A 22,762-nucleotide genomic window follows, 5' to 3' on the forward strand; every position below is an offset into this window, starting at 1 on the left:
CGCCCCCCACAATTGCGCAGGGTTCGGGGACGGCGGGCAGGCTGGAAGCGAGGTTACTGGGATCACCTCGTCGCCGGCCTGCCCGTCAATCTGTGGGGAAGACCTGAAGTAACTGCAGGATCAACCTGCCATCGCGACCAGCGCGGGGCGATCGACGATCTCAACATCGCGCCGCGTAGGAAGTTCGACCACGCCATCGTTCTTCAGCTTGGTGAACTGCCGACTGACAGTCTCGATCGTCAGCCCGAGCACATCGGCGACCTGTTGCCGCGAAAACGGCAAGGTAAAGCGCTTGGCCGGGCCAAGCACCGGAGCGCAACCGCTTTCGGCCAGCCGCTCGGACATCTCCAGCAGGAACGTCGCGATCTTTTCCGACGCATTCTTGCGCCCGAGCAGCATCATCCACGACCGCGTACGATCCAATTCCGCCAGGGTGCGTTCCAGCAACTTGTGTTCGAGGCCGGGATGCTCACGCGCAAACCGGTCAAAATCGTTGCGCGAAAACACGCAGACGCGCGCGTCGGTCAGGGCGACGACGCTGGCGCTGCTGGTCTGGCCGAACGGACGGCCGATGAAGTCTGAAGGATAGGCGACGCCAACGATCTGTTCGCGGCCGTCTTCGGTGCTGGTGGTCAGCTTGAGCACACCCTCGATGACGTTGGCGACGAGCAGGGAGTCGTCGTCCTCCCAAATCAGCGGTTCGCCCGCGACCACGTTACGGCGACGGCCCAGGGTGTTGAGCGCACCAATCTCCCCGTCGTTAAGGCCGGAGCAGATCGCCCGGTTCCGGACAACGCATGTATCGCAGGAGGACATGTCAACGGCGTTAGCATTGCGAACGATTTCCGGCAATCGCGCAAACCCCCGCTCATTTTCAGCGCCGACAGACGCCGACTGACAAGGCACAAAAAAATCGGGCGGCCGGATTACCGGGCCGCCCGAGTTGGGGAGAATCGCCGAAGCGGCGCGACCGCCTGTGGGTGAAAGGTGCCCCGCTTCGTCGAAATCAGACCTACGAGTCTTCAGGAAAGTCGGCGTTGACGGATGTCAAAATACCAACAAATTTTAGTTTTCTCACAGCCGCTCAGACGCCCGGCAACCCCGCCACGTCGTGATACTGACCGCGGAAGAACAGTAGCGGTGTGCCGTCTTCACGGCGATCAAGCGACTCGACCTCGCCGACGACCAGCAGGTGGTCGCCGATGTCTTCCACGCGCTCGATTCGGCAGTCGATCCACGCGATGGCGTCTTCGAGCAATGGTTGGCCAGATGGCGTGTGTCCGTGCGCCAGTTCGGCGAACTTGTCCTCAGCTCGCCCAGCAAACCGCTTGCACAATTCAAGCTGGTCGGCGCCCAATACGTTGACGCAGAACCGCCCGGTGGGTGCGATCTTGGGCCATGTGCTCGAGCGTTTGTCCGGGAAAAATCCGACCAGGGGCGGGTCGAGCGAAATCGACGAAAACGAGCCGACGACCATGCCGTGACGGCGTCCGTCGGCATCGCGCGAAGTGATGACACAGACGCCGGTCGGCCACGCGCCAAGCACGCTACGGAAAAGAGAGGATTCGATCATCGCGCATGCCTGTCGGGAAAGGCGCGAAACGTCAACGGGGCTGCTTGAAATAGGCGATCCCACGCGCTTCCAGGCCGTCGCGAAGCGCGCGGAACTGCGTGTCACGCGTCCGTATAATCCACGCAAGCATCGTGCTACGCTCAGGCTGTTGAAGAAAACACAAGCCAAGCGCCGTCCGACGATGTAAGGGCCGCGCAAACTGCATCGCCAGAGTCTTGTGGGACATTTCGGGGCCAGAGCGATGCGTGCGGTGAATCCGCGCGCGAACAGCCGGCAGACTGACCATACCAGCAAGCGCCGCAAAAGCGGCCGGATTAGTGATGACAATGATTTTTGAAAACCTCCCCAAGCCTCTCGCCAAGGCGCTCGAAGACCATGGCTATACCGCGCTTACCCCGGTGCAGGCCTCGGTAAGCCAGCCCGAAGCGAACGGGCGCGACATGATCGTCTCGGCGCAGACCGGATCGGGCAAAACCGTGGCATTCGGCCTCGCCATCGCCAACGAATTGCTGCCCGCCGATCAAGACAAGATGCCCTACACCACCTCGCCACTGGCGCTGGTGATCGCGCCGACACGCGAATTGGCGCTGCAGGTGAGCCGCGAACTGACCTGGCTGTTTGTGCCGACTCAAGCGCGGATCGCCACATGCGTGGGCGGCATGGATGCCTCTCGCGAACGCCGCGCCCTCCAACATGGCGCGCACATCGTTGTCGGCACTCCGGGTCGCCTGCGCGATCACCTTGAACGCGGCGCGCTCGATCTGTCCGCCCTGCGTACGGTCGTGCTCGACGAGGCCGACGAGATGCTCGACATGGGCTTCCGTGAGGACCTCGAGGAACTGCTCGACGCAACGCCCGAAACGCGCCGCACCCTGCTGTTTTCGGCGACGATGCCCAAGCCGATCGAGGCACTGGCCAAGCGCTACCAACGCAATTCGCTGCGTATCTCGACCGTCGGTGAGGATCGCGGCCATGGCGACATCGCCTATCGCGCCGTCGCAGTAGCGCCAGCCGACATCGAAGCCGCCGTGGTCAACCTGCTGCGCTTCCACGAAGCCGAAACCGCGATGCTGTTCTGCGCCACGCGCGACAACGTCCGCCGCCTCCACGCCACGCTGGTCGAGCGCGGGTTCACCGCCGTCGCGCTGTCGGGCGAGCACAGCCAGTCCGAGCGTAACAACGCCCTGCAGGCCTTGCGCGACCGTCGCGCCCGCGTCTGCGTCGCTACAGACGTTGCTGCGCGCGGCATCGATCTGCCCTCGCTCAGCCTCGTCGTCCACGTGGAAATCCCGCGCGATGCCGAAACCCTGCAGCACCGTTCGGGCCGTACCGGACGTGCGGGCAAAAAGGGCACCGCTGTCCTGATCGTGCCGTTCCCGCGCCGTCGCCGAGTCGAGATGATGCTGCGCGGCGCGCGCATCAACGCCGAGTGGGCTGATGTGCCGACACTCGAGGCGATCCGCGCGCAGGACCGCGAACGCCTGATGGAAGCGATCCTCGCGCCGGTCGAGCCGGACGAGTCGGACCTCGAAATCGCGCGCTCGTTGCTTGAACAGCGCACGCCCGAGGAACTGGCCGCAGCGCTTGTGCGCGCGCATCGCGCCGCCCTGCCCCAGCCGGAAGAAATGATCGCGTCAGGCAACAGCCAGGACCGTCCGCAGCCCGCGCACCGCGAAGGCTTCGACGATATCGTGTGGTTCCGCATGGATGTGGGCCGCAGCCAGAATGCCGACCCGCGCTGGATTCTGCCGACGCTGTGCCGCCGCGGTCACGTTTCGCGTCAGGAAATCGGAGCGATCCGCATTTCAGCCAACGACACCTGGTTCCAGGTGCCGCGCGCCATTGCCGACCGCTTTGCCGACGCCGTGCGCCGCACCGCCGATCCCAAGGGCGAGGACGAGAACGGCATTCACATCGAACCTGCCCCCGATGGTCCGCGCGAAGTTGCGCGTGACAATCGTCGCAGCGACGGCCCGCGCACTGCTCCCGGTGGTCCCCGCGCCCATCCCGGTGGCCCACGCCCGCAGTTCCCGCGCGGTCCACGCCCCGAAGGCAAGCCTCACCGCAAGGGTCCCCCGCCCAAGCGCTCGTGATTCCCAAGCGCCGCTGACAAGAAAATGGCGGCAGGTCCGATAGGACTTGCCGCCGCTGTCTTGCTTCCGATGGGGCCTTCAGCCGACCATCTGGAGAACGATTTCCCGTAATTCGCGCTGCGATAGTACGGGTGAAGTGCGCTGCGGCTGTCTTTGAGCCGGGGCCGCAAAATGCGGCGACTTATGCGCGTTTATCGAGTTAAAATACTGATTATTCAATTCAATTCCTGTATTGTGTAAGTATCAGCGACGCCTTCTGACGCCGCCTGGACCACCACCGCCCGCAATCTTTTCGCGGAAGACGATACGGCCCTTGGTCAGATCGTATGGGGTCATTTCAACCTTCACACGGTCGCCCACGATCGAGCGGATGCGGAACTTGCGCATCTTGCCGGCGGTGTAGGCGATGATGCGATGGCCATTTTCCAGCATAACGCCGAAACGGCCATCAGGGAGAATCTCGTCGATCTCTCCATCGAGGGTCAGCAGATCCTCTTTGGCCATCTGTCAGGCCACCCGGTAAGTAGTTGTGCCAAAAGGCATGAATGTTTTCCTTTCGCGAAAACAGAAGAAACCCGCCGCAATCTGCGAGTCGGGGCTGGTAGCGCGTGAAAGGAAGCAACAGCCGACGGCCACAAATTCCGTCGCAGGCGACGATAGCAGTGCGCAGATGGCGACGCAGAGCGCAAAAGTCAAGGGAAAGTGCCGAATAATGGACACGCTTCCGTTACGCGTCGGCCAAGTCCGAGAGGCACTGTTCGCCCCAACTGAGAACTTCCCGAGATCGATCAATGAAACGGTGTTGAACGAACTGACCAAGGTGTTCCACGAGACGCGGACTCGCGTGGTGATACCGCCGAACATTCATAACCCGCATATGCCATGACGGAAAGGATTTAGGACGCGCAAGCTGCGTATCCACGACCCTCCATAGCCAAGATCATAACTTTCATCATGATGTCATTAACAAGGAGCTTGCGAAAGCTACGTAGTTCTGCACCATAACCTTGTTGACGGACCGGGGGACAGCAATGCCGGGAAGCTATCTCAAGAAGTATTATCTTGATGACAACAAGCTTGCCCAGCGGGCGCTTCTCGAATTCAATCGATCGCTTCGAACAGGACGGATGATCGGCTTTACCGGTGCAATGGCCACACAAGCTTTCGGCTACGGCAGCTGGGACCAACTGCAGTATTTGTTCGGGGGCCTGGCGCTGGAGGCGCTGGACAACGTTGTACCACCGAATGGACAGCCAAAGCCTGACGTCGGAAAATCTCGGTCACAGGTTGCTCAATTCCTTCTGCAGTCGATGACGTCAAACTTGGGCTCGGTGGTCGGGATGAGCTTGATCGAGGAGGTTCTGGATCAACCCGCAATTTCCAAGCTGCGGATGACAGCCAAATGGCCGTTCGATTCGACTTTTCTGGGGCTTGCGCCGAAAACCTCCAAGCACGCTCCAATGAGCGCTTGGCATGTGCCGAGACTATTCAAACGTGGATCAACGCGCGCGCGCGACATAAGGCCCAAGCTCGAACCACAACCTTGGCCACTTGATCAGTTCGCCACTCCGGCTGAAGCGCACGCGTTGGCTATGTCTCTTGCATTTCGGAAGCCGCAATCTTCATGGCAAGTTGAAAAGCCAAGCAATGAAGGCCTCCCCGAGCAGTTCAACGTACCAAAAGCTTTGTGGCACATGCTCGGCATTAACCGATTCGCAACAGCCAGCTACGATTTCGAACTGGAGCGGGTGCTGATGTTGGCGGACAAGTCCGCTGCACAAAAGGGCCAATTTACATCCGCGTTCGAGCAACTGCGGGAAATGAGAGACGAAGCGACCACCGGGTCCTTCTTCTGGGATCTAGGTAGCGGGCGCATTCGTCGCGTCTGGACAGATGGTTGGGCGATCGAAAGTGACATGCTTAATCGTGAGCGGATCGACCGGATGATCGAGTTCGCTGTCGGCACCGATGACGTCGATGGGCACATCATGCATATGCATGGGCGAGCGTGCAACTGGCGCTCGATGATCGTCAGCCAGCGCGACTACGATAACCTCTATCGCCGCAACGATCTCAATCGCGCACCGTTCGAACTTGCGCGGCGGATGATGATCGGTGGCAACCCGATCGTCTTCGTGGGGCTTGGCATGACCGAAGCCGAACTCAATCGCGAAATGGAAGAGTTCATCAGCAATGATCCATATCGCCGCGTTGCGCCCACATTCCTGCTGTGGAATGCGACGGCAAGCGGCCTAAACAAGAACGAACGCGCAGCAAAACGGCTAGACTTGCTCAGCCGCCTCGGCGTGCTCACGATATATGACACCGACCTAACGCCGATAAAGTGTGACACAGCACGACGGGATGCAAAGGCACCTGCCAAAAAAGCAGTGGAAGCGATGATGGCTTCTCGGTTCGATACTTCAGGACCATTGGAAACCCCAAAGATTTCCGCTGCCGCTTTCAATTCTCTGAATGATGCCGGCGTAAGAGATGACCTGAAGGACCTGGCTTCTCTTGTCAAAAATCTGTCTGAGTGGGTAACCGCACAAGGGGCGGGCAGTCCGCCACCGGATGCTTCCACATGGATAGAGAAAGCCCCGCCCAGCTACTATGTGCGCGAAAACGTCATCGGTACGCATTGGCGCTCGATGCAACCCAAGATCAATTGCCAGTGGCGCCTGAAAAAGCCGACCTCTCTTTGGCACAACAACAGCAAAGGCAGTAGTTTTGAACATCGCCAAAAACTCGTCGACGAAGTCCTCCAAAATCGGATCACCTGCGTAATCGGCCCGCAAGGCTGTGGCAAAGGTGAAGCGGCACGCGGTTTACGGCAGCACCTGATCGATAATCCCGCCACCCGCTCATTTCCGGACAAACGGAAATGCCTGTTGATCAATGGCAGCTTCAGCTTCGACACCGACAGCCTGCTCGATGGTTTTGCCAGCTTCATGTGCAAGGTTTACGAAGGGCAGGACTGGGCGGACGCGTGGTCACAGCTCGACAAGAACATTGCACCCGAGCACAGCCGCCAGACGCTTTTCGAAAACATGCGGCTTGATGATGATGTGCCGTATCTTGGCACTCAATCCGATGCGTTGATCATTATGAACGGCATGGAGCGGTTCTTCAGCCTTGATGGCTCGCCGATCAGTGCCGAACTCGACGAACTGCTTCACCTAGTCGCGCGTTCGAATAATCCGCGGAGCAACACACGAATTCCGCGTGTTCGCTGGGTCCTTTTCGGCACGGAACGAGTGCGCAGATACATGAACGAAATCGGCGCAAGAACCGTCGAATTCGCGTCTCTTATTGATGGTGACGGCTATGTCAAAGCCGATCCGCCGAACTATCATCTTCAGGCAGTCGCCTCGACTATGGGCTTGCAAGAAGATCTGGACAGAAATTTCCGTTTCACTGATCGACAGAGAAGCTACCGCGATAATGCGACTAGCCGGACCAGCGGCGATTCCATCGCGTTGCGCAAGTCGTTCTTCGATACGTTGCTGGAAAGTAGGTTGCTTTTCGAAGGACTCGACCGTGCCATTAAAAATGGGAATGAAATCAGAGAGAAGAAGAACAAGAAGAAGATTAGAAAAAAAAATATAGAGCTACTGCCACCAATCAAACAGAACGACATAGTTGATGTACACAAGGTCCTGCGCATGCTGGCGTTTGCGGGAACACCGGTTGAGCCAGACGTGCTCGACACAATGGCAGGATTTTCGCGTGCGCGATCAAAGGTCGTCTGCGAATGGTTAGGCGCAGCGAACCTCATCCTTGAAGTCACCGGCTTCACTTGCGGCGCAAAACCTGACCCCGTTGACCGGTATGTCCTCCATCGCGCACTGCTTTATGAACTGCGCTATCGTTATGGCATTCCGCTGAACGAAGCGAAGCTCTCTACCGCGTTCAACATGTCGTTGTACGTCGCACAACCTGTCGACGGCGAGATCCCTGACAGCGACATTCATGACGATTTGGGGAGGATCATTGATGACCTGATCGGCTCCTACAGACATGGAGAAGTTGCTGAAAACATAAAGACAGAACTGCTTCTAAAGGCAGCGTATCGTTGTGGTGACACCGCCGATCGGGACGACAGGACCGACCAGATGACGGCGCAACGTATGCATCGATTGTGTAGCCCCCGGTACGTCCAATGCCTGCGTGCCTCGTTGGCGCTGATCCGCAGTTACTACTCCACCACCGGCCTTCTTACGTTGGACAGTGGCGACCGGCTGGTGCGCGAGGACCGCGATGGTATCCTGCTCGAACATGCTGAACGGCTTGATGATCTGATCGACGCTTATGGCAAGCTGACGCTTGCGCGCGAGTTCATGCGGGATGAGCTGGGAAATCACGAATTCAAGAAAGTCTACGGCGCAGCCGAACCGTTTTACCCCGATGAACTGGTGTGGCTACACAACGAGCGCGGCGTCGTGCGCCTTGCCATGGGCGATCTTTATGAGGCGAATGTCTCGTTCGATCGCGCGATGCGTGTCAACCGTGAATGGGTCGAGCGGAACGACCGTGGCCATAACTGGCGGCGAATCCGTGTCAACCAGATCACGCTCAACATCGAGATGGGCGAAATCGGCGTGGCCGAGCGGCGGATCGAGGAACTGATCGCGGTCAGCAAGAAACCCAAACCTTTGCGGGAGGACCGACTGGCGACTGCGATCGCGACCGGGTATCGCGGGTGGTGCATGCATCTTCGTGGGCGGTTCGACAGGGCCCGCGATGACTATGCCGCTGCGATCGAGACGTTTCGCAAGTTGAACGAAGTCCGCGCGCAGACCTACTTCGCGAGACTCAGCATCGGTGCCCTCGATCGTCGCGATTCAGCGACCGGTCGGCGGCCTGACATCGAGGCGGCACTCGACCTGGCCCAATCATCACGCCAGATGGATCTGGTCCACCGTCTGCAGATCGCGCTTGCAGATCAAATCATCTTCGGCGGAACGGCCAGCGATGCACAGCGCAAAAAAGCCAATCGACTGCTCGACGAGGCGATCGCTTATGCTCTGCAAACTGATGTCCACCGGGTGCGCTGCGAAGCGACGATGACGATTGCCAAGGTGCGGCAGGATAGCGGTGATTTCGACGGGGCGCTGCGATACGCGATGGATTCGCTGATGATCGCCACGCGCTATGGCATGGAACTGCGCAAGATCAGGCTGCGTGCGCTGGTTGCGCACATCATGGTCGATCGCGGCCATCCGCTCACCGCTGAGCATCTTGCTCGAACATGCATCAAGGTGGCTACGCGCCATCGCTACCAGACCGCGATCGACGTGGCCGAGCAGGTGTTGCTCAGCATACCGCGAATGTCGTCAGCAATATCCGAATCTGATCGGTCGGGGAGACGCAACTACTGACGAGGGCGCGCTTGCCCTACTCCTCACCCATCCGCAGTGCCGCAATAAACGCTTCCTGCGGAATGCTGACGTTGCCGTATTCGCGCATCCTTGCCTTGCCCTTCTTCTGCTTTTCCAGAAGCTTTTTCTTGCGGCTGATGTCGCCGCCATAGCATTTGGCGGTGACGTCCTTGCGCATTGCGGCGATGGTTTCGCGCGCGATGACCTTGCCGCCGATCGCGGCCTGCACCGGGATCTTGAACAGGTGGCGCGGGATCAGGTCCTTCAGCCGTTCGCACATGTGCCGACCGCGCGTTTCGGCGACGCCGCGATGGACGATCATCGACAGCGCATCGACCGGCTCGTTATTCACCATGATGCTCATCTTGACGAGGTCGCCCTCGCGCAGCCCGATCTGTTCGTAATCGAAGCTGGCGTAGCCGCGGCTGATGCTCTTCAGGCGGTCGTAGAAATCGAACACCACTTCGTTGAGCGGCAGTTCGTAAGTTACTTGCGCACGACCGCCGACATAGGTCAGTCCGGTCTGAATGCCGCGCCGGTCCTGGCACAATTTCAAGATCGATCCGAGGTACTCGTCGGGCGTGTAAATCGTGCCCTTGATCCAAGGTTCGTCAATCTGTGCGATGCGACTGGGATCGGGATAATCCGCCGGGTTGTGCAGCATCAGCTCGCGCGCATCATCGGTGCGGCTCTTGTTGAGCTGGATGCGGTAGACGACCGAAGGCGCGGTCGTGATCAGATCCAGATCGTATTCGCGGGTCAGGCGCTCCTGGATGATCTCCAGATGCAGCAGGCCAAGGAACCCGCAACGGAAGCCGAAGCCCAGCGCCGCGCTCGATTCCATCTCGAAGCTGAAGCTGGCGTCGTTCAGGCGCAGGCGGCTGATGCTCTCGCGCAGCTTCTCGAACTCGGCGGCATCGACCGGGAAGATACCGCAGAACACGACCGGCTGTACTTCCTTGAAGCCGGGCAGCGCCTTGGTCGCGCCATTCTTGACCGTCGTGATCGTGTCGCCGACGCGAGCCTGCGCCACTTCCTTGATCTGCGCGGTGATGAAGCCGATCTCGCCCGGACCAAGCTCATCGAGCGTCTCGATCTTGGGGCGCATGCAGCCGACGCGATCGATAAGATGTTCGGTGCCGCCAGCCATGAACTTGACCTGCAGCCCCTTGCGGATCACGCCGTTGATCACGCGTACGAGGATGACGACGCCGAGGTACTGATCGTACCAGCTGTCCACCAGCATTGCGGTCAGCGGCGCATCGCGATCGCCGCCCGGCGGGGGGATGCGTTCGACAATCGCGTCGAGCACTTCCTCGATGCCGATGCCCGACTTGGCGCTTGTCAGCACCGCATTGCTGGCGTCGATGCCGATCACATCCTCGATCTCGGCCTTGACCTTTTCGGGCTCGGCAGCGGGGAGATCAATCTTGTTGATGACGGGCACGATCTCGTGGTCATGCTCGATCGACTGATAGACGTTGGCGAGCGTCTGCGCCTCGACGCCCTGAGCCGCGTCGACCACCAGCAGCGCGCCCTCGCACGCGGCAAGGCTGCGGCTGACTTCGTAGGCGAAGTCGACGTGGCCGGGCGTGTCCATCAGGTTGAGCTGATAGGTCTTGCCGTCCTTGGCGGGATATTCCAGCCGCACGGTCTGCGCCTTGATCGTGATCCCGCGCTCACGCTCAATGTCCATGTTGTCGAGCACCTGCTCGGACATTTCGCGCGCGGACAACCCGCCCGTGAACTGGATCAGGCGGTCGGCCAGCGTCGATTTGCCATGGTCGATGTGGGCAATGATGGAGAAATTGCGGATCAGCGCGAGGTCGGTCATGGCCGCGCCGTTAGCAGGTACGCGAGCCCAAGTCACGATGGGCAAGCGTTGCAGCGTGGAATCTGACTGGCACCGCAATATTTTCAGTTCCGCGACATTTTTGTGATGCTTGATGTCAAACTGTAACATAGCATGTTTCGCCGTCTTTTCAGGATCTTGATGACGCAGATCCGTTTCGCGCGGCGCTTTGACGCGTCAATCCACTGTCACACAGCCGTCATTTTGACCGATTAGCGGCGGGCTCGACACAGGGTTTGGAGATTCTTCGGGCATGACGGGCAAGGCATTCCGCGCCGCATTGGCAGCAACGGTCTTCATCAGCGCGGCTGGTGTGGCGCAGGCGCAGGCTGCTCCGCAGGCTCAGGATGCCAAGATCGCCGATCTCCAGCGTCAAGTCGATGAACTCAAGGCGATGGTTCGCGCGATGCAGGCCGCGCATGGTGCAGCGCCCGTTGTGATCGCCCAAACACCTGCGACCAGCGCGCCTGCCGCAACAACGCCCCAGCCGGTGCAGATGGCAGCAGTTGCGGCCCCCGCCCCGGTCTCAGCGCCTGAGAAGAAGAAGGCTTGGTACGAAAAGCTGCAGCTTCGCGGCTATACCCAGTTGCGGATGAACGAGATCATTTCGGGCGACAAGACTGCACCCGCCGGTCGTTCGCGCCTGCGCTCGGTGCAGGATTCGGGGATCAACGAGAACGGCAACCTCTCGATCCGCCGCGCGCGCCTCGTCGTTCAGGGCGACATTTCGAACCGCGTGTCGCTCTACCTTCAGGGGGATCTCTCGGCGGCGGTCAGCAATCAGTCGGGCAGCGAGCCGCGCCAGAACTTCTTCCAGAGGCGCGACGCCTACGCCGACGTCTACCTCGACAAGGCCAAGACGCTGAAGCTTCGGCTGGGCCAATCGAAGGTCCCCTTCGGCTGGGAGAACCTGCAGTCCTCTTCGAACCGCGTGCCGCTCGACCGGACGGACGCTATCAACTCCCCGGTCCCCGGCGAGCGCGATATCGGTGTCGTTGCCTATTACACACCGTCCAAGATTCAGGCGATCTGGGACGAACTGACGCATGACGGCCAGAAGTTGTTCGGAAATTACGGCGCATTGGGCGTCGGCGTCTATAACGGCCAGGGCACCAACCGCATCGAACGCAACGGCAGCTACATGACGGTGGCGATGGCGACGATGCCATTCCGGCTCGACGGGCTTGGCGGCATGTTCGAAGGTCAGGTGGCCGAATTCGGTGCCTCGGGGATCCTCAACAAGTTCCGCCCGGAAATCCGATCAGGCGGCGTCTCGGCGGTCGACTACGACGACAACCACGTCGGCGCTCACGCGATGATCTATCCCAAGCCGTTCGGCATCCAGGCCGAATGGACCTGGGGCCGGACGCCCGAGTTCGACCGCGCCACAGGCACGATCAAAGCCAAGGATTCAAGCGGCGGCTATGTCATGGCGATGGTTCGCGTGCCCAAGACCCCGATCGGGCAGATCATCCCGTTCGCGCGCTACCAGACCTATCGCGGCGGGTGGAAGGTCGCCACGAACGCGCCGCGGCTCGAGACGGAAGAATATGAGATCGGCGTGGAGTGGCTTCCGCTCAAGGAGTTGGAGGTCACCCTCAATTACGCCAACGTCAGCCGCACCGAGGCCGACGAGCGGCGGACCGGTCGTGCCAAAGGCGACCTGGTCCGCGCGCAAGTGCAGTGGAACTACTGATTACGGCGGATCAGCGCGCCGAAGACGCGCTCGATATCCGGAAGGTCCCCTGAGCGGTCGCACCGTTTACGTAACGGACCCGATATAGCGTCGCTGACGAGTAACTTCCGGTAACGCGAGCCGTCAACTGCTGGCCGGTGTTTGCGGGCACAGCAACAGATGCGATCGGCTGGTAAGTCGCCCCCGTGTCGAGCGACTGATCGATGAACAACGTGCCCGCCGTGTCGGCAAATGCGGTCGCGGTGAAGAAGGAATACTGCGAAAGCGTGGACGGGCGGCCGGTTCCCGTGAAGGTGCCAGCGGCTGCCAATGCGGTCGTGCTGTCGGTGTAAGCGGAGTTCGTATTGACGACACCCGACACGGTTACCGAGCCAATGGCCGCAGAGCTTGCCGTAAGTGATCCCGCCGAGGCATTGATCGTCCGGCGTTTCAGCGTGAGGGCAACGCTGACGGTCCCACTGCCGTAAGTGCTGACGCGCGCGCGTACGTTCGCGGCGCACGTGATGAACGCATACATCCCCGTAGACGTGGACGTTGCAGCAGGCACGGTAGTGGGGGTCTGTGCGATGATCACCGGGAGGTTCGACCAGGTCACTCCATCGTTGGATTGCTCGTAAGTGATGGTGCAGGCAGAGCCGGACGAGACCACCTGGAACGAGCCACCACTGAAGCCTGCAGTCGAACTCGACACGACAGTGGCGGCAGACGTAGCACTTCCGCTGATCGTCAGCGCATCAGGGACATCATCCACAAAGACGTTCCCGATATGGTTCGTCCCCGCAGGCAAGGCATTGATGCAGGACCGGTAAATCGCCGAAAGCCAGCCGGTTAGGCCCAGGCCGCCCGAAGGCATGACCGTGCCGGTGATAGGCAATCCGCCCGCCTCCAGATTATCGGTGCCGCTTCCCAGCGTCACCGGCAGCGGCGTGGCCGGAGTGACTGGCTCGGTGCCGCCTGTTGAATCGACATAGGCGATGGCATTGACCGGAGTGAACCGGGCGGGAAAGCTGATCGGAGGATTAGGCATCGATATCTCCATGCGGTTTGGGAACAATCGACCGCATCAGATAACCATGTTGGTTCGTGTAGGAAAACGGATTCTTTCCTGCGCAACTTATCACTCCGGCGCGTCGGCGGCTCGCTTCATCGCGACTTTAACATGATTTTTAACCGTTCATCTGGCGTTGTGGATCATTCGACGATGCTTGCCGTTGTGCTGGCAGATCCCGCAATCGGCGGGACTTGCAAGAATTCAAGCTCAAGGGAGCGTCTCATGAAGAAGACCATTATCGCAGCGGCCCTCGCCGCCATCGTCTTGCCCTCGGCGCCGGCTTTCGCCGATCCCCCGCACTGGGCACCTGCCCATGGCAAGCGCGCCAAGGAGCGGTCGATGTATGACAGCCGCGGACGCTATGCCGAACCTCGCCGCCTCAGCAGCAACGACCGCGTGTGGCGTGGCAATGACGGTCGCTACTATTGCAAGCGCAGCAACGGCACGACCGGTTTGATTATCGGTGCAGCCGGTGGTGCCCTGCTAGGCCGCACGGTCGACACCCGCGGCGATCGTACGCTCGGTACCGTGCTGGGCGCGGTTGGCGGTGGTCTGCTGGGTCGCGAGATCGATCGCAGCAGTGCTCGCTGCCGCTAATCCAGCCAGTCAGATATCACGCAAGGCGGGGCAGCAATGCCCCGCCTTGTTTCGAGTCATTCTGCCGAATGCCCCTTGCGACAAAGTGGCCAGCGAATAATCTGATCCCATGTGGTTGCTCGACAAGATTCTGAAGCGACTCGTTCGCAAGGGCCCTCTGATCGTCATCGATCATGATGGGCGCCACTACACGTACGGTGCCGGAACAAGCCCGCCTCTCACCATCCGCCTGACCGACAGGGGTGCCGCGCTGCACATTGCCCGCGACCCGCGCGTCGGCGCGGGCGAAGCGTACATGGACGGTCGGCTGGTCGTCGAACCGCCGCACGACATCCGCGATTTCATCTTGCTGATCATGGACAACGCCCAGTCATCGGGCGGGCTTGATCGCAAGGGCGCGGTGCGCCGTGCCGTTGGCAACCTGATCGCCAAAGCCGATCAGATCAATGAACGTGCGCGGGCTTCAAAGAACGTCGTGCACCACTACGACCTGTCACGCCAGTTCTACGAAATGTTCCTCGACGAGGACCGACAATATACAATGGCTTACTTCCGCGATCCGGCAAACACGCTGGAACGCGCACAAGTCGACAAAAAGGCGTTGATCGCCGCCAAGCTGCGGCTGGAACCCGGTGCAGCATCGGACCTGCGTGTGCTCGACATCGGCTGCGGCTGGGGCGGACTGGCTCTCTATCTCAATCGCCACTTTGGCTGCGAGGTACTGGGCGTCAGCCTCGCGCCGGATCAGGTAAAATTCGCCAACGAGCGCGCACAGGCAGCAGGCGTCGCCGACAAGGTGCGCTTCGAACTGATCGACTATCGCGATGTTACCGGGACTTTCGACCGCATCACCAGCGTCGGAATGATCGAGCATGTCGGAGCGCTGCACTTCCGCGAATACTTCGCCAAGACCAACGAGCTGCTCGCGCCCGAAGGTATCATGTTGACGCATACCATCGGGCGCACCGGCCCGCCGGGCACGACCGACAAGTGGACGCGCAAGTATATCTTCCCGGGTGGCTACATCCCGGCGATGAGCGAACTGGTCGCCGCGCTCGAAAAAACCGGCTGGGAAGTCGGCGACGTTGAGGTCCTGCGCTATCACTACGCCTATACTCTGGCGGAATGGTACCGCCGCACGACTATCCACCGCGACGAAATCGTCGCGCTCTACGACGAGCGCCTGTTCCGGATGTGGCAGTTCTACCTTGCTGGTGCCGAGCAGAGTTTTCGCCACGGCAAGATGGTCAACTTCCACATTCAGACCGTAAAGCAACGCAGCGCCTTGCCGATGACGCGCGACTATATCCAGACCGAAGCTGCTCGCCTGTCCGGTCTGGACGAAGCGCCACGCTGGCACCTGGCAAGCGAGGACAAGGTGCCCCGCGTGGCCTTCGGACAACAGCGGTAATTCTCTTGAGTTGAGCAAGCGCGCCCTATTGTCGCGGGCGTGCGATTCTAGTGCGGATGTCCGCCGATCATCCGGACGCTCAGACCGCCGGTCGGGTCCAGCGTGGCGCAATCTGCCACGACTTGCGCCAACCGGGCCTGTACCGTCGCCTCGTCCCAGTCGCTCGGAAGCAGATGCCGAGCAACAATCATGCCGTCCGCGTCGCTTGTAACACAGATGAAGCGGGTTCCGGCGCGATCGGCAAGATCATCGAGGTCGATGCCGTCAGCCAGAACCCACGATTTCTTGCCAAGCGATTTGATCGGCCGTTCGCAATAGCGGCACTGCGAGTGGTGATAACCGTCCGCCCACAACTCCTTGCGGCTCGCTGGCACATGAGTTCGCGAATACCAGCATTGGGTCAACGTGTGCGTGGTGTCGCGTCGGATGAGCATGTCGGCATGTGTGACCGACTGTGGTTGATATTGACTGTGCGACATACATAGTAGTTTTACGTAGTCGTCAGCCATTGACCGCAGAGAGGCCAATCGCACCGGCAACCCCGCCAAAGGTTGCGATGTTTGACCCCGCCTGTTAGGCGCGCGGCGCGCTGTTTCTCGGGAGTCGTTACGCCCATGTCCGATATCAAGAAGGTCGTCCTCGCCTATTCCGGCGGCCTCGACACCTCCGTCATCCTCAAGTGGCTGCAGGTCACGTATGGCTGCGAGGTAGTGACCTTCACTGCCGACCTCGGACAGGGCGAAGAGCTTGAGCCCGCGCGCGCCAAGGCTGTGCTGATGGGCGTGAAGCCCGAGAACATCTACATCGACGACCTGCGCGAGGAGTTCGTGCGCGACTTCGTCTTCCCGATGATGCGTGCCAACGCCCGCTACGAAGGCGATTACCTGCTCGGCACCTCGATCGCTCGCCCGCTGATCTCCAAGCGTCTCATTGAAATCGCTCGCGAAACCGGTGCGGACGCGGTCGCGCACGGCGCCACCGGCAAGGGCAACGACCAGGTCCGCTTCGAGCTGTCGGCCTATGCGCTCGAACCCGGGATCAAGGTCATCGCCCCGTGGCGCGAATGGGACCTGACAAGCCGCACTGCGCTGATCGCCTGGGCCGAAGCGCACCAGATCCCCGTCCCCAAGGACAAGCGTGGCGAGAGCCCGTTCTCGACCGACGCCAACCTCTTGCACACCTCGTCCGAGGGCAAGGTGCTTGAGGATCCCTGGGCCGAAGTTCCGGATTACGTCTATTCGCGCACCGTCAATCCCGAGGACGCGCCCGATACGCCCGAATACATCACCGTCGATTTCGAGCGCGGCGATGGCATCGCGCTCAATGGTCAGGCGATGTCGCCCGCCACATTGTTGGCCGCGCTCAACGACTTGGGTCGCAAACACGGCATCGGTCGACTGGATCTGGTCGAGAACCGCTTCGTCGGGATGAAGAGCCGCGGCATGTACGAGACGCCCGGCGGCGAGATCTACGCGCGTGCCCATCGCGGCATCGAAAGCATCACGCTCGACCGGGGTGCCGCGCACCTCAAGGACGAACTCATGCCGAAGTATGCCGAATTGATTTATAACGGTTTTTGGTTCGCTCCCGAGCGGGAAATGCTGCAGGCCGCGATCGATCACAGCCAGGCGCGCGTCAACGGCACCGTCCGCCTCAAGCTTTACAAGGGCAGCGCTACGGTGGTCGGGCGCAAGTCACCCGATAGCCTTTACTCCGAACGCCACGTCACGTTCGAGGACGATGCCGGTGCTTACGACCAGAAGGATGCGGCGGGTTTCATAAAACTCAATGCCTTGCGCTTGCGGTTGTTGGCGCAGCAGGGACGCTGATCCGGCGCGCTTTGGCGCGTTCCGAAAACTATCCACCGGACAATGCGCGGGTTGTGGATAACTCGCGCATTTTTCGCTTGCGCGACTCGTCTGCGAGGCGCAGCTTTTGCTTGTCCGATGCAGGAACCCGTCGCAAGTTAGCCGCGCAAGCTGTTGATTTTAAACGATTTACTGCATTACGATACGAGCAAGGATAGTATGCAGCGTAACCATTCGCCGGCGTTTTCGAGCGCCTGCCAATGCGCGAACCTGCAACCGTTTTTGATCGGAAACGGGGTGCCGGATGGCCCTCTCCATCAAGCCGCGCGGCGAGGGCTTTTACCTCCATCCGGCGCGGACAAATGGCGAGGAAACGTGCGCGCATTCCACAACCTCTTCTTCGCAGGAGGCCGTCCGACGCCGTGAAAGCGGATCGGGAGCGGGGCTGCGACGAGGAGGAAACGCCCACGGCTGGCCAGCCGCAACGGTCTCGCGAGTGGCCGGAGCGGTGACAGAATAGCAAGCTGGCGCAATGCGTTAGCTGGCGTGCCGAGCGGGCGGCAGGATGGAGCGCGGCAGACCCGGGCAGACGCACGGATCGGCAGCAGCCCAGGGGCTTCGCGCCCCGAACGGCGTCCTGATAGCCGCAACGACAGCGCGCCGGTTGTTCTTTCCGGCAGCAGCGTGGACGTGGAGTGGGGGCCGGCAGCGATGCTGGCCCCCATTTGCCGCCCGATCCAAGTTACTGAAAATACGGCGTATATCTGGGTTACTTCGCCGCGCGCGCAAGGACGCGTGCTGGTGCGCGTTACTTTTTCTCGAGCTGGCCGCGCACCGCGCCGTTCGGGAAATCGGCGGTGTGGACGTTGACATAATAGCCCGCAGGATTGGCGACTATCTCTTTGATAAGAGACGGTTCCATCGCGATGCAATCGTCGCTTTCCTTGCCGGTGACTTCAATAGTGGCGATGGGTTTGCCGTCCGCACCGGCCGCGCCGACATGGACGTGCGACATCGTTGGTTTCGTTATCTTTTCTGCCCAAAGCGTGAAGCAGAAGTCGCCGGTTTCGTCGTCCGCATCGACCTTGAAACCACCCGTGCCATCCGCGTCGCCACCCCCTGTCTGCGCTGCGCCGGTGAGCGTTGCGGTGAGCGTCGCGGGCTTTGCCAGCGCGGGTGACGCGAGCGCGGCGGCGGCGACCAACGCGGCAAGATATGCTGATTTCTTCATGGCTTGCTCTCCCTTGTGCCAACCGGAAACCCTCGCGACTCCCCGGCGCGGCAACGAGTTTACACCCCGCGCCCGGCAACGGGAATTGCCTTGTTGAGCGCCCGAACGCACGCAATCGAGAAACAGGGTAGATAGGGGGTAGATACCGGGGAGGTACCGGCTGGAGAGCGCCAGACACGCCCGTTTTCACGCGCGATGGCAGGGGCCTGCGCAGCGGCAGCGGATCGTCGGCCCGACCGATCAGGAACTGAGGCCGCCGGACACCACCGAATGGATCGCAAACAGCGCCTCACCCCGCTCGTCGACGACCTGCACGTCGAGCTTGTGCCCCCTCGCCAGCGCCTCGGGTTCCGATATCAGGACTTCGCCGGCATAGCGGACAGCATAGAGCCGGGCGGCGGCATCGTTGGCAAGTTCGACGCCTTCGTGATCGGGGTGATCGCGCCCGTCCCGGGTGTGGAAGAAATATCTCGGCACGCGCGCTTTCCTGTCAGGTCAACCGGATCATTCCGAAGGCTTTTCCGCAGGTTACCTAACTACTGCGGGTTTGGCCCGTTCCCGTCCCTGAGCCCGGTCGCGGGCAAGCTGGCATCGCGGCGGCCGGCGCCAGAGTTGGCTGACGCGGTCGCAGGCAGCCTCGTCTGCGGTGCATCGCAGAACCTGCAGGCGGATGCGGTGGAGCAGGGCGAGGTGGCGGAGCCCCTCGGCCACCTCGGGCGAAGGCGCAAGCCCCGCGCGATCAAGCGGCGGCGGCGTTCGATCTCGGCTAACACCGGCACCGTCCCCTTGTTGCGGGGACGGGATGGCATTCGCGTGGGGGCGCGGACCATTATTGGAGTGTTCGAGCGCGGCTGGGGTCTTATGTGGGGTTGGTTGTGGGCGCGCGCTCCCCTCACCCGTTCCGTCGTGCGTCCTCGCCCGCGCGTCGGCATCCTGACCCCTGCCCTCGTCGGCCCGGCGCAGGCCGGGGTCCATCGCGATCACCCTTGCGCACAGACTGCCGTGACGCGCGCACCTTCGATGGGCAGGCGACCGGGGAGAGCGGGATAGGCCCTGGCCTGCGCCGGGGTGACGGGGTGGAGGGTGTAGCGCTCGCTAACCCCCTCCCTTTCCGTCGTCCCGGGCCTGACCCGGGATGAGGCTTTGCTGGGGGGACGGGTGAGGCGAAGGTGGTTCGGGATTTTGGGCGGTTTTGAGGCGTGGTTTGCGCGGAGACGCGGGGGCGCGGAGAAGGTTTCAAGGGATGTTCGCGCGAAGGCGCAAGCAAGCAAAGGGGAAGCCGCGAAGGGGGTGTTCCGGGTGGCTGGGCGCTGCGCAGTGCGCGCTAGCGGCGCGCGGGAGCAGGCGCCCTCACCACTTCCCGCCGAGATCCTCGATAGCCTTGAGCAGCGCGCGCTTGGAGGCGGTGCGGCGGGTGCCGGTGGCGGGGCACGTCTACGCCGCCAAGCTCCGCCGCGCGCCGCGCAATGCGCGCGCCGAGGTCTTCGAGGGTGACCGGTTCACGCCGGGTCTTGAAGGTCTTGAATCCTTTCGCGCCCTATCCACTCGTCTTTCCGGGTCTGGTCTACCTAAAGCTCTACTTAGGGCGTTGGGCTATCTTTGAAGTAATTAGTCACGCTTCCACTGATCTCTCTAGCCATTGTTGGCAGCCGCTTGTAAATATGATCTAACATCACCCTCTCTAAGATACAATCCGACGGACGGAGCTTCTTTAAAGGCCTCAACGAGGCGCTCAATTCTATTGAGACCCTCGTAAAACGATTTATCTCCGTAATATTCTGTTAGGTCAAATTCAAATAGAACATTCATAATAACATTGACTATTCTTGGGATAATTACGTCACTATCTAAATAATCTATCAGAGAATCAATCAGTGCAAAATGCTCGCCAACTTCCTCCTTACCTTTTATAAGAATAAAAAGGAACTCCTCCATAACTGCCGCACTTAACGATGTTCCTAAGTAAAAAAATGTCCCGTCAAATATTTTATCAATCATAACATCTTCGAAATCACCACCGTATTTCGGATTTCTAATATATAACTCAAGGCCGCGCCCAACGATTTGTTTCGCAGTGCTATCATACTCCTCCATATCATCCATTGAGGAGACAAATTTGAACAACAAATCCGATATTCTCTCGTCGAACAAAACCCTTCGAAGGAGCTTTTCAACAACAATCTTCCAACTTAACGATACATCGTTTTCAAATAACCAATTGATTATTTCTTCTCGATCCGCCTTATGCAAACTAGACACATCTTCGGAGTGACCGAATTCTCTTTCAAAAACTCCCTCCCACCACTTTCCTTGCGAACTCACGAGGCGGATCTCAGCTTTTCTCATCGCAGAAATGTTAGATTTTAATTTGCAGCTGTCTAAATACTGCTGATGGATTTCAAGATGACTGGAGTTTGGTAGCGCCGCAATTCTTGACAAACCCAACCTTGTCAAAGGTGGCAATTCATCAAATTTGTCTTTTAATTCTCCGTACCTAATTAGCTTATTAGCCTCACTAAAGTCGAAGACTTGCAAAACTGAACCAACCATTATTGCAAACAAACAGTTGCTTGCGATGGACCGTTGGTATACCTCCTCGCAATAATAAATATTAAAGTTCTCTAAATCTAAGAATTCTATGAAGTCAGTAATGTTTCCGGATTTGTCCATCTCCTGTACATATGGGACATTTCCACCAGACTTCATATATATCGGATACAATACACCGTTTCCTGAACTAGACACTGACAAAAATGAATTGCATTTGTAAATCATCTTGCCAACCCCCATCCCTTATACAGTTCATATACTACGTTATATATCGCATAGTAGTACATTTCTTGTTTGAGCGGAAGAGAAGGATACGACATCACTTCGATCCCTTGTGATTCCACTTTTTCAATCAATTCTGTATTTTCCAGATACTCCTCTGGAATTATTATGGCTTTGCATTTTCCGGACGACATGAGAACTTCATTCTCTGTTTGCAGTTCAATGGAAAATCGTCGATCATCAACCTTTCCATCATTATGCTCAATTAGATCATACAAAGCCTTAATCTCTTCGTCAGTTGCGGTGACCTCAAACTCCTCCTCGAACTCGTTCAATTTTCGCGGCTTAAGCTTAAAGAATTTCTCTGTGGTCGCAAAAAAGGCTGAGACTATTTTTCTCGGATAATCTTGATTTCCATTTAATTCATATTCACTCAGCGGCATCATTCCGAAAAATTGAGGGTATAACCCGCCCTTAAAAGCGCCAGTATCGAATGGAAATATCCTTTTGTAATCAACGACATCTGATTCAAATATAAATACTGATGGAAGTTGCCAATATTTAGCTATGGCCATATCTTCTGGCATTTTATAAGAAGGCCTGCCATAGAATAAATATGTAAGATCTTCCCCTCTGAATACTTCACATCTTCTTGGCTTAATTGCGCCTTCTATCAGTATCTTTTTCGCATAGTAGGCTCTCGTGGTGTGAAAAACTGGCATTTCCGCCGCCTGCTCCACAGTATTTCGCGAAAGAAATCGTTCGAGTGCATTTGGCATAGGATTCGCCTCTAGTTACGCATTTTATATTCGAAGATAAGGTCGATTACGCAAAAATTGCAATGAAAATCTTTAGAATTTTGGGAGACGATGGCGTTGGAGATGGCAAACTAAACTTGTGGTCACAGAATTTGTGAAATTGGGTCGTATAACTTTCGCGCCATGCATGTAGCGACACAGAAAGCGGTAAATACGGCGGAAGTGATACAGTCTATTGGTTTGCACCTACGCGACTTTGACTGAAGCGCCTCACGCTCGCAGATCATTTGCCAGCCTTATTCCTTGCAAGGTCCGGTGTGACGAGTGTGAAGGAACGCAACACGGATTAGACGCTGGCTACCTAACTAGCAGCGGCGCCATATTGTGTCCTTTGAAGCTCTTTGCGTTCCTCGCCACGACTTCCGGCGTGCCCCCCGCATCGATCTTGCCGCCGTGGACACCGGCTTCGCGGCCGGATCGGAACGGATTGCCAATGACTGATTATCGATTGCCATTAGACCGGAAGCGTCGCTTCAAAG

Annotated in this window: 17 protein-coding genes; 7 read left to right on the plus strand and 10 right to left on the minus strand. The window is 59.0% G+C overall.

The window, feature by feature from the left end:
* Positions 1-120 precede the first annotated feature (120 nt).
* Positions 121-816 (minus strand): Crp/Fnr family transcriptional regulator, encoded by a 696-nt coding sequence (locus GGQ88_RS10120; protein WP_183613042.1) that lies wholly within the window; start codon positions 814-816, stop codon positions 121-123.
* Between the two features lie 268 nt (positions 817-1,084).
* Positions 1,085-1,573 (minus strand): flavin reductase family protein, encoded by a 489-nt coding sequence (locus GGQ88_RS10125; RefSeq protein WP_183613043.1) that lies wholly within the window; start codon positions 1,571-1,573, stop codon positions 1,085-1,087.
* A 326-nt stretch (positions 1,574-1,899) separates the two neighbouring features.
* Here GGQ88_RS10125 and GGQ88_RS10130 point away from each other — a divergent pair, with 326 nt between their 5' ends.
* Positions 1,900-3,666, plus strand: a complete 1,767-nt coding sequence (locus GGQ88_RS10130; RefSeq protein ID WP_183613224.1) for a DEAD/DEAH box helicase — start codon at positions 1,900-1,902, stop codon at positions 3,664-3,666.
* Between the two features lie 243 nt (positions 3,667-3,909).
* On the opposite strand, the gene infA is transcribed toward GGQ88_RS10130, so the two are convergent.
* Positions 3,910-4,170, minus strand: coding sequence for a translation initiation factor IF-1 (gene infA / locus GGQ88_RS10135; RefSeq protein ID WP_183613044.1), 261 nt, complete (start codon positions 4,168-4,170; stop codon positions 3,910-3,912).
* A gap of 37 nt (positions 4,171-4,207) precedes the next feature.
* Here infA and GGQ88_RS21075 point away from each other — a divergent pair, with 37 nt between their 5' ends.
* Entirely contained in the window at positions 4,208-4,552 is a 345-nt protein-coding gene (locus GGQ88_RS21075) for a hypothetical protein (protein WP_221214611.1), read from the plus strand.
* 145 nt (positions 4,553-4,697) lie between these two features.
* Positions 4,698-9,047, plus strand: a complete 4,350-nt coding sequence (locus GGQ88_RS10140; protein WP_183613045.1) for an SIR2 family protein — start codon at positions 4,698-4,700, stop codon at positions 9,045-9,047.
* Positions 9,048-9,063: 16 nt separating this feature from the next.
* Here GGQ88_RS10140 and lepA read toward each other — a convergent pair whose 3' ends face one another.
* A complete protein-coding gene (gene lepA, locus GGQ88_RS10145; protein WP_183613046.1) occupies positions 9,064-10,881 on the minus strand; it encodes a translation elongation factor 4 in 1,818 nt (605 codons plus the stop codon).
* Between the two features lie 271 nt (positions 10,882-11,152).
* Between lepA and GGQ88_RS10150 the strand changes: the two genes are divergently transcribed.
* Positions 11,153-12,595 (plus strand): porin, encoded by a 1,443-nt coding sequence (locus GGQ88_RS10150; RefSeq protein ID WP_183613047.1) that lies wholly within the window; start codon positions 11,153-11,155, stop codon positions 12,593-12,595.
* A gap of 10 nt (positions 12,596-12,605) precedes the next feature.
* Here GGQ88_RS10150 and GGQ88_RS10155 read toward each other — a convergent pair whose 3' ends face one another.
* On the minus strand, positions 12,606-13,622 hold the full coding sequence (locus GGQ88_RS10155) for a hypothetical protein (RefSeq protein WP_183613048.1): 1,017 nt from the start codon (positions 13,620-13,622) through the stop codon (positions 12,606-12,608).
* A 246-nt stretch (positions 13,623-13,868) separates the two neighbouring features.
* Here GGQ88_RS10155 and GGQ88_RS10160 point away from each other — a divergent pair, with 246 nt between their 5' ends.
* Both GGQ88_RS10160 and GGQ88_RS10165 read left to right on the plus strand, forming a co-directional pair.
* On the plus strand, positions 13,869-14,243 hold the full coding sequence (locus tag GGQ88_RS10160) for a glycine zipper 2TM domain-containing protein (protein WP_183613049.1): 375 nt from the start codon (positions 13,869-13,871) through the stop codon (positions 14,241-14,243).
* Between the two features lie 109 nt (positions 14,244-14,352).
* Positions 14,353-15,654 carry an SAM-dependent methyltransferase gene (locus tag GGQ88_RS10165; RefSeq protein ID WP_183613050.1) on the plus strand — a complete coding sequence of 434 codons (1,302 nt, stop codon included), beginning with the start codon at positions 14,353-14,355 and terminating at the stop codon, positions 15,652-15,654.
* 47 nt (positions 15,655-15,701) lie between these two features.
* On the opposite strand, the gene GGQ88_RS10170 is transcribed toward GGQ88_RS10165, so the two are convergent.
* On the minus strand, positions 15,702-16,163 hold the full coding sequence (locus GGQ88_RS10170) for a hypothetical protein (RefSeq protein WP_183613051.1): 462 nt from the start codon (positions 16,161-16,163) through the stop codon (positions 15,702-15,704).
* A gap of 105 nt (positions 16,164-16,268) precedes the next feature.
* Here GGQ88_RS10170 and GGQ88_RS10175 point away from each other — a divergent pair, with 105 nt between their 5' ends.
* Entirely contained in the window at positions 16,269-17,483 is a 1,215-nt protein-coding gene (locus tag GGQ88_RS10175; protein ID WP_183613052.1) for an argininosuccinate synthase, read from the plus strand.
* A gap of 787 nt (positions 17,484-18,270) precedes the next feature.
* Here GGQ88_RS10175 and GGQ88_RS10180 read toward each other — a convergent pair.
* The 4 genes from GGQ88_RS10180 to GGQ88_RS10195 all read right to left on the minus strand — a co-directional run bounded on the left by GGQ88_RS10180 (position 18,271) and on the right by GGQ88_RS10195 (position 22,244).
* Positions 18,271-18,693 carry a CHRD domain-containing protein gene (locus GGQ88_RS10180; protein WP_183613053.1) on the minus strand — a complete coding sequence of 141 codons (423 nt, stop codon included), beginning with the start codon at positions 18,691-18,693 and terminating at the stop codon, positions 18,271-18,273.
* Positions 18,694-18,933: 240 nt separating this feature from the next.
* Positions 18,934-19,170, minus strand: a complete 237-nt coding sequence (locus GGQ88_RS10185; protein WP_183613054.1) for a DUF6894 family protein — start codon at positions 19,168-19,170, stop codon at positions 18,934-18,936.
* Between the two features lie 1,155 nt (positions 19,171-20,325).
* On the minus strand, positions 20,326-21,438 hold the full coding sequence (locus GGQ88_RS10190) for a hypothetical protein (RefSeq protein ID WP_183613055.1): 1,113 nt from the start codon (positions 21,436-21,438) through the stop codon (positions 20,326-20,328).
* 26 nt (positions 21,439-21,464) lie between these two features.
* Positions 21,465-22,244 carry a hypothetical protein gene (locus GGQ88_RS10195; RefSeq protein ID WP_183613056.1) on the minus strand — a complete coding sequence of 260 codons (780 nt, stop codon included), beginning with the start codon at positions 22,242-22,244 and terminating at the stop codon, positions 21,465-21,467.
* Positions 22,245-22,762 lie beyond the last annotated feature (518 nt).

Origin of the sequence: Novosphingobium hassiacum (assembly GCF_014196055.1) — a bacterium.
Taxonomy (GTDB): domain Bacteria; phylum Pseudomonadota; class Alphaproteobacteria; order Sphingomonadales; family Sphingomonadaceae; genus Novosphingobium; species Novosphingobium hassiacum.

Coding starts and splice junctions, on each gene's coding strand:
- GGQ88_RS10120 (WP_183613042.1), bottom strand. CDS start 816: ATGTCCTCCTGCGATACATGCGTTGTCCGGAACCGGGCGATCTGCTCC.
- GGQ88_RS10125 (WP_183613043.1), bottom strand. CDS start 1,573: ATGATCGAATCCTCTCTTTTCCGTAGCGTGCTTGGCGCGTGGCCGACC.
- GGQ88_RS10130 (WP_183613224.1), top strand. CDS start 1,900: ATGATTTTTGAAAACCTCCCCAAGCCTCTCGCCAAGGCGCTCGAAGAC.
- infA (WP_183613044.1), bottom strand. CDS start 4,170: ATGGCCAAAGAGGATCTGCTGACCCTCGATGGAGAGATCGACGAGATT.
- GGQ88_RS21075 (WP_221214611.1), top strand. CDS start 4,208: ATGAATGTTTTCCTTTCGCGAAAACAGAAGAAACCCGCCGCAATCTGC.
- GGQ88_RS10140 (WP_183613045.1), top strand. CDS start 4,698: ATGCCGGGAAGCTATCTCAAGAAGTATTATCTTGATGACAACAAGCTT.
- lepA (WP_183613046.1), bottom strand. CDS start 10,881: ATGACCGACCTCGCGCTGATCCGCAATTTCTCCATCATTGCCCACATC.
- GGQ88_RS10150 (WP_183613047.1), top strand. CDS start 11,153: ATGACGGGCAAGGCATTCCGCGCCGCATTGGCAGCAACGGTCTTCATC.
- GGQ88_RS10155 (WP_183613048.1), bottom strand. CDS start 13,622: ATGCCTAATCCTCCGATCAGCTTTCCCGCCCGGTTCACTCCGGTCAAT.
- GGQ88_RS10160 (WP_183613049.1), top strand. CDS start 13,869: ATGAAGAAGACCATTATCGCAGCGGCCCTCGCCGCCATCGTCTTGCCC.
- GGQ88_RS10165 (WP_183613050.1), top strand. CDS start 14,353: ATGTGGTTGCTCGACAAGATTCTGAAGCGACTCGTTCGCAAGGGCCCT.
- GGQ88_RS10170 (WP_183613051.1), bottom strand. CDS start 16,163: ATGGCTGACGACTACGTAAAACTACTATGTATGTCGCACAGTCAATAT.
- GGQ88_RS10175 (WP_183613052.1), top strand. CDS start 16,269: ATGTCCGATATCAAGAAGGTCGTCCTCGCCTATTCCGGCGGCCTCGAC.
- GGQ88_RS10180 (WP_183613053.1), bottom strand. CDS start 18,693: ATGAAGAAATCAGCATATCTTGCCGCGTTGGTCGCCGCCGCCGCGCTC.
- GGQ88_RS10195 (WP_183613056.1), bottom strand. CDS start 22,244: ATGCCAAATGCACTCGAACGATTTCTTTCGCGAAATACTGTGGAGCAG.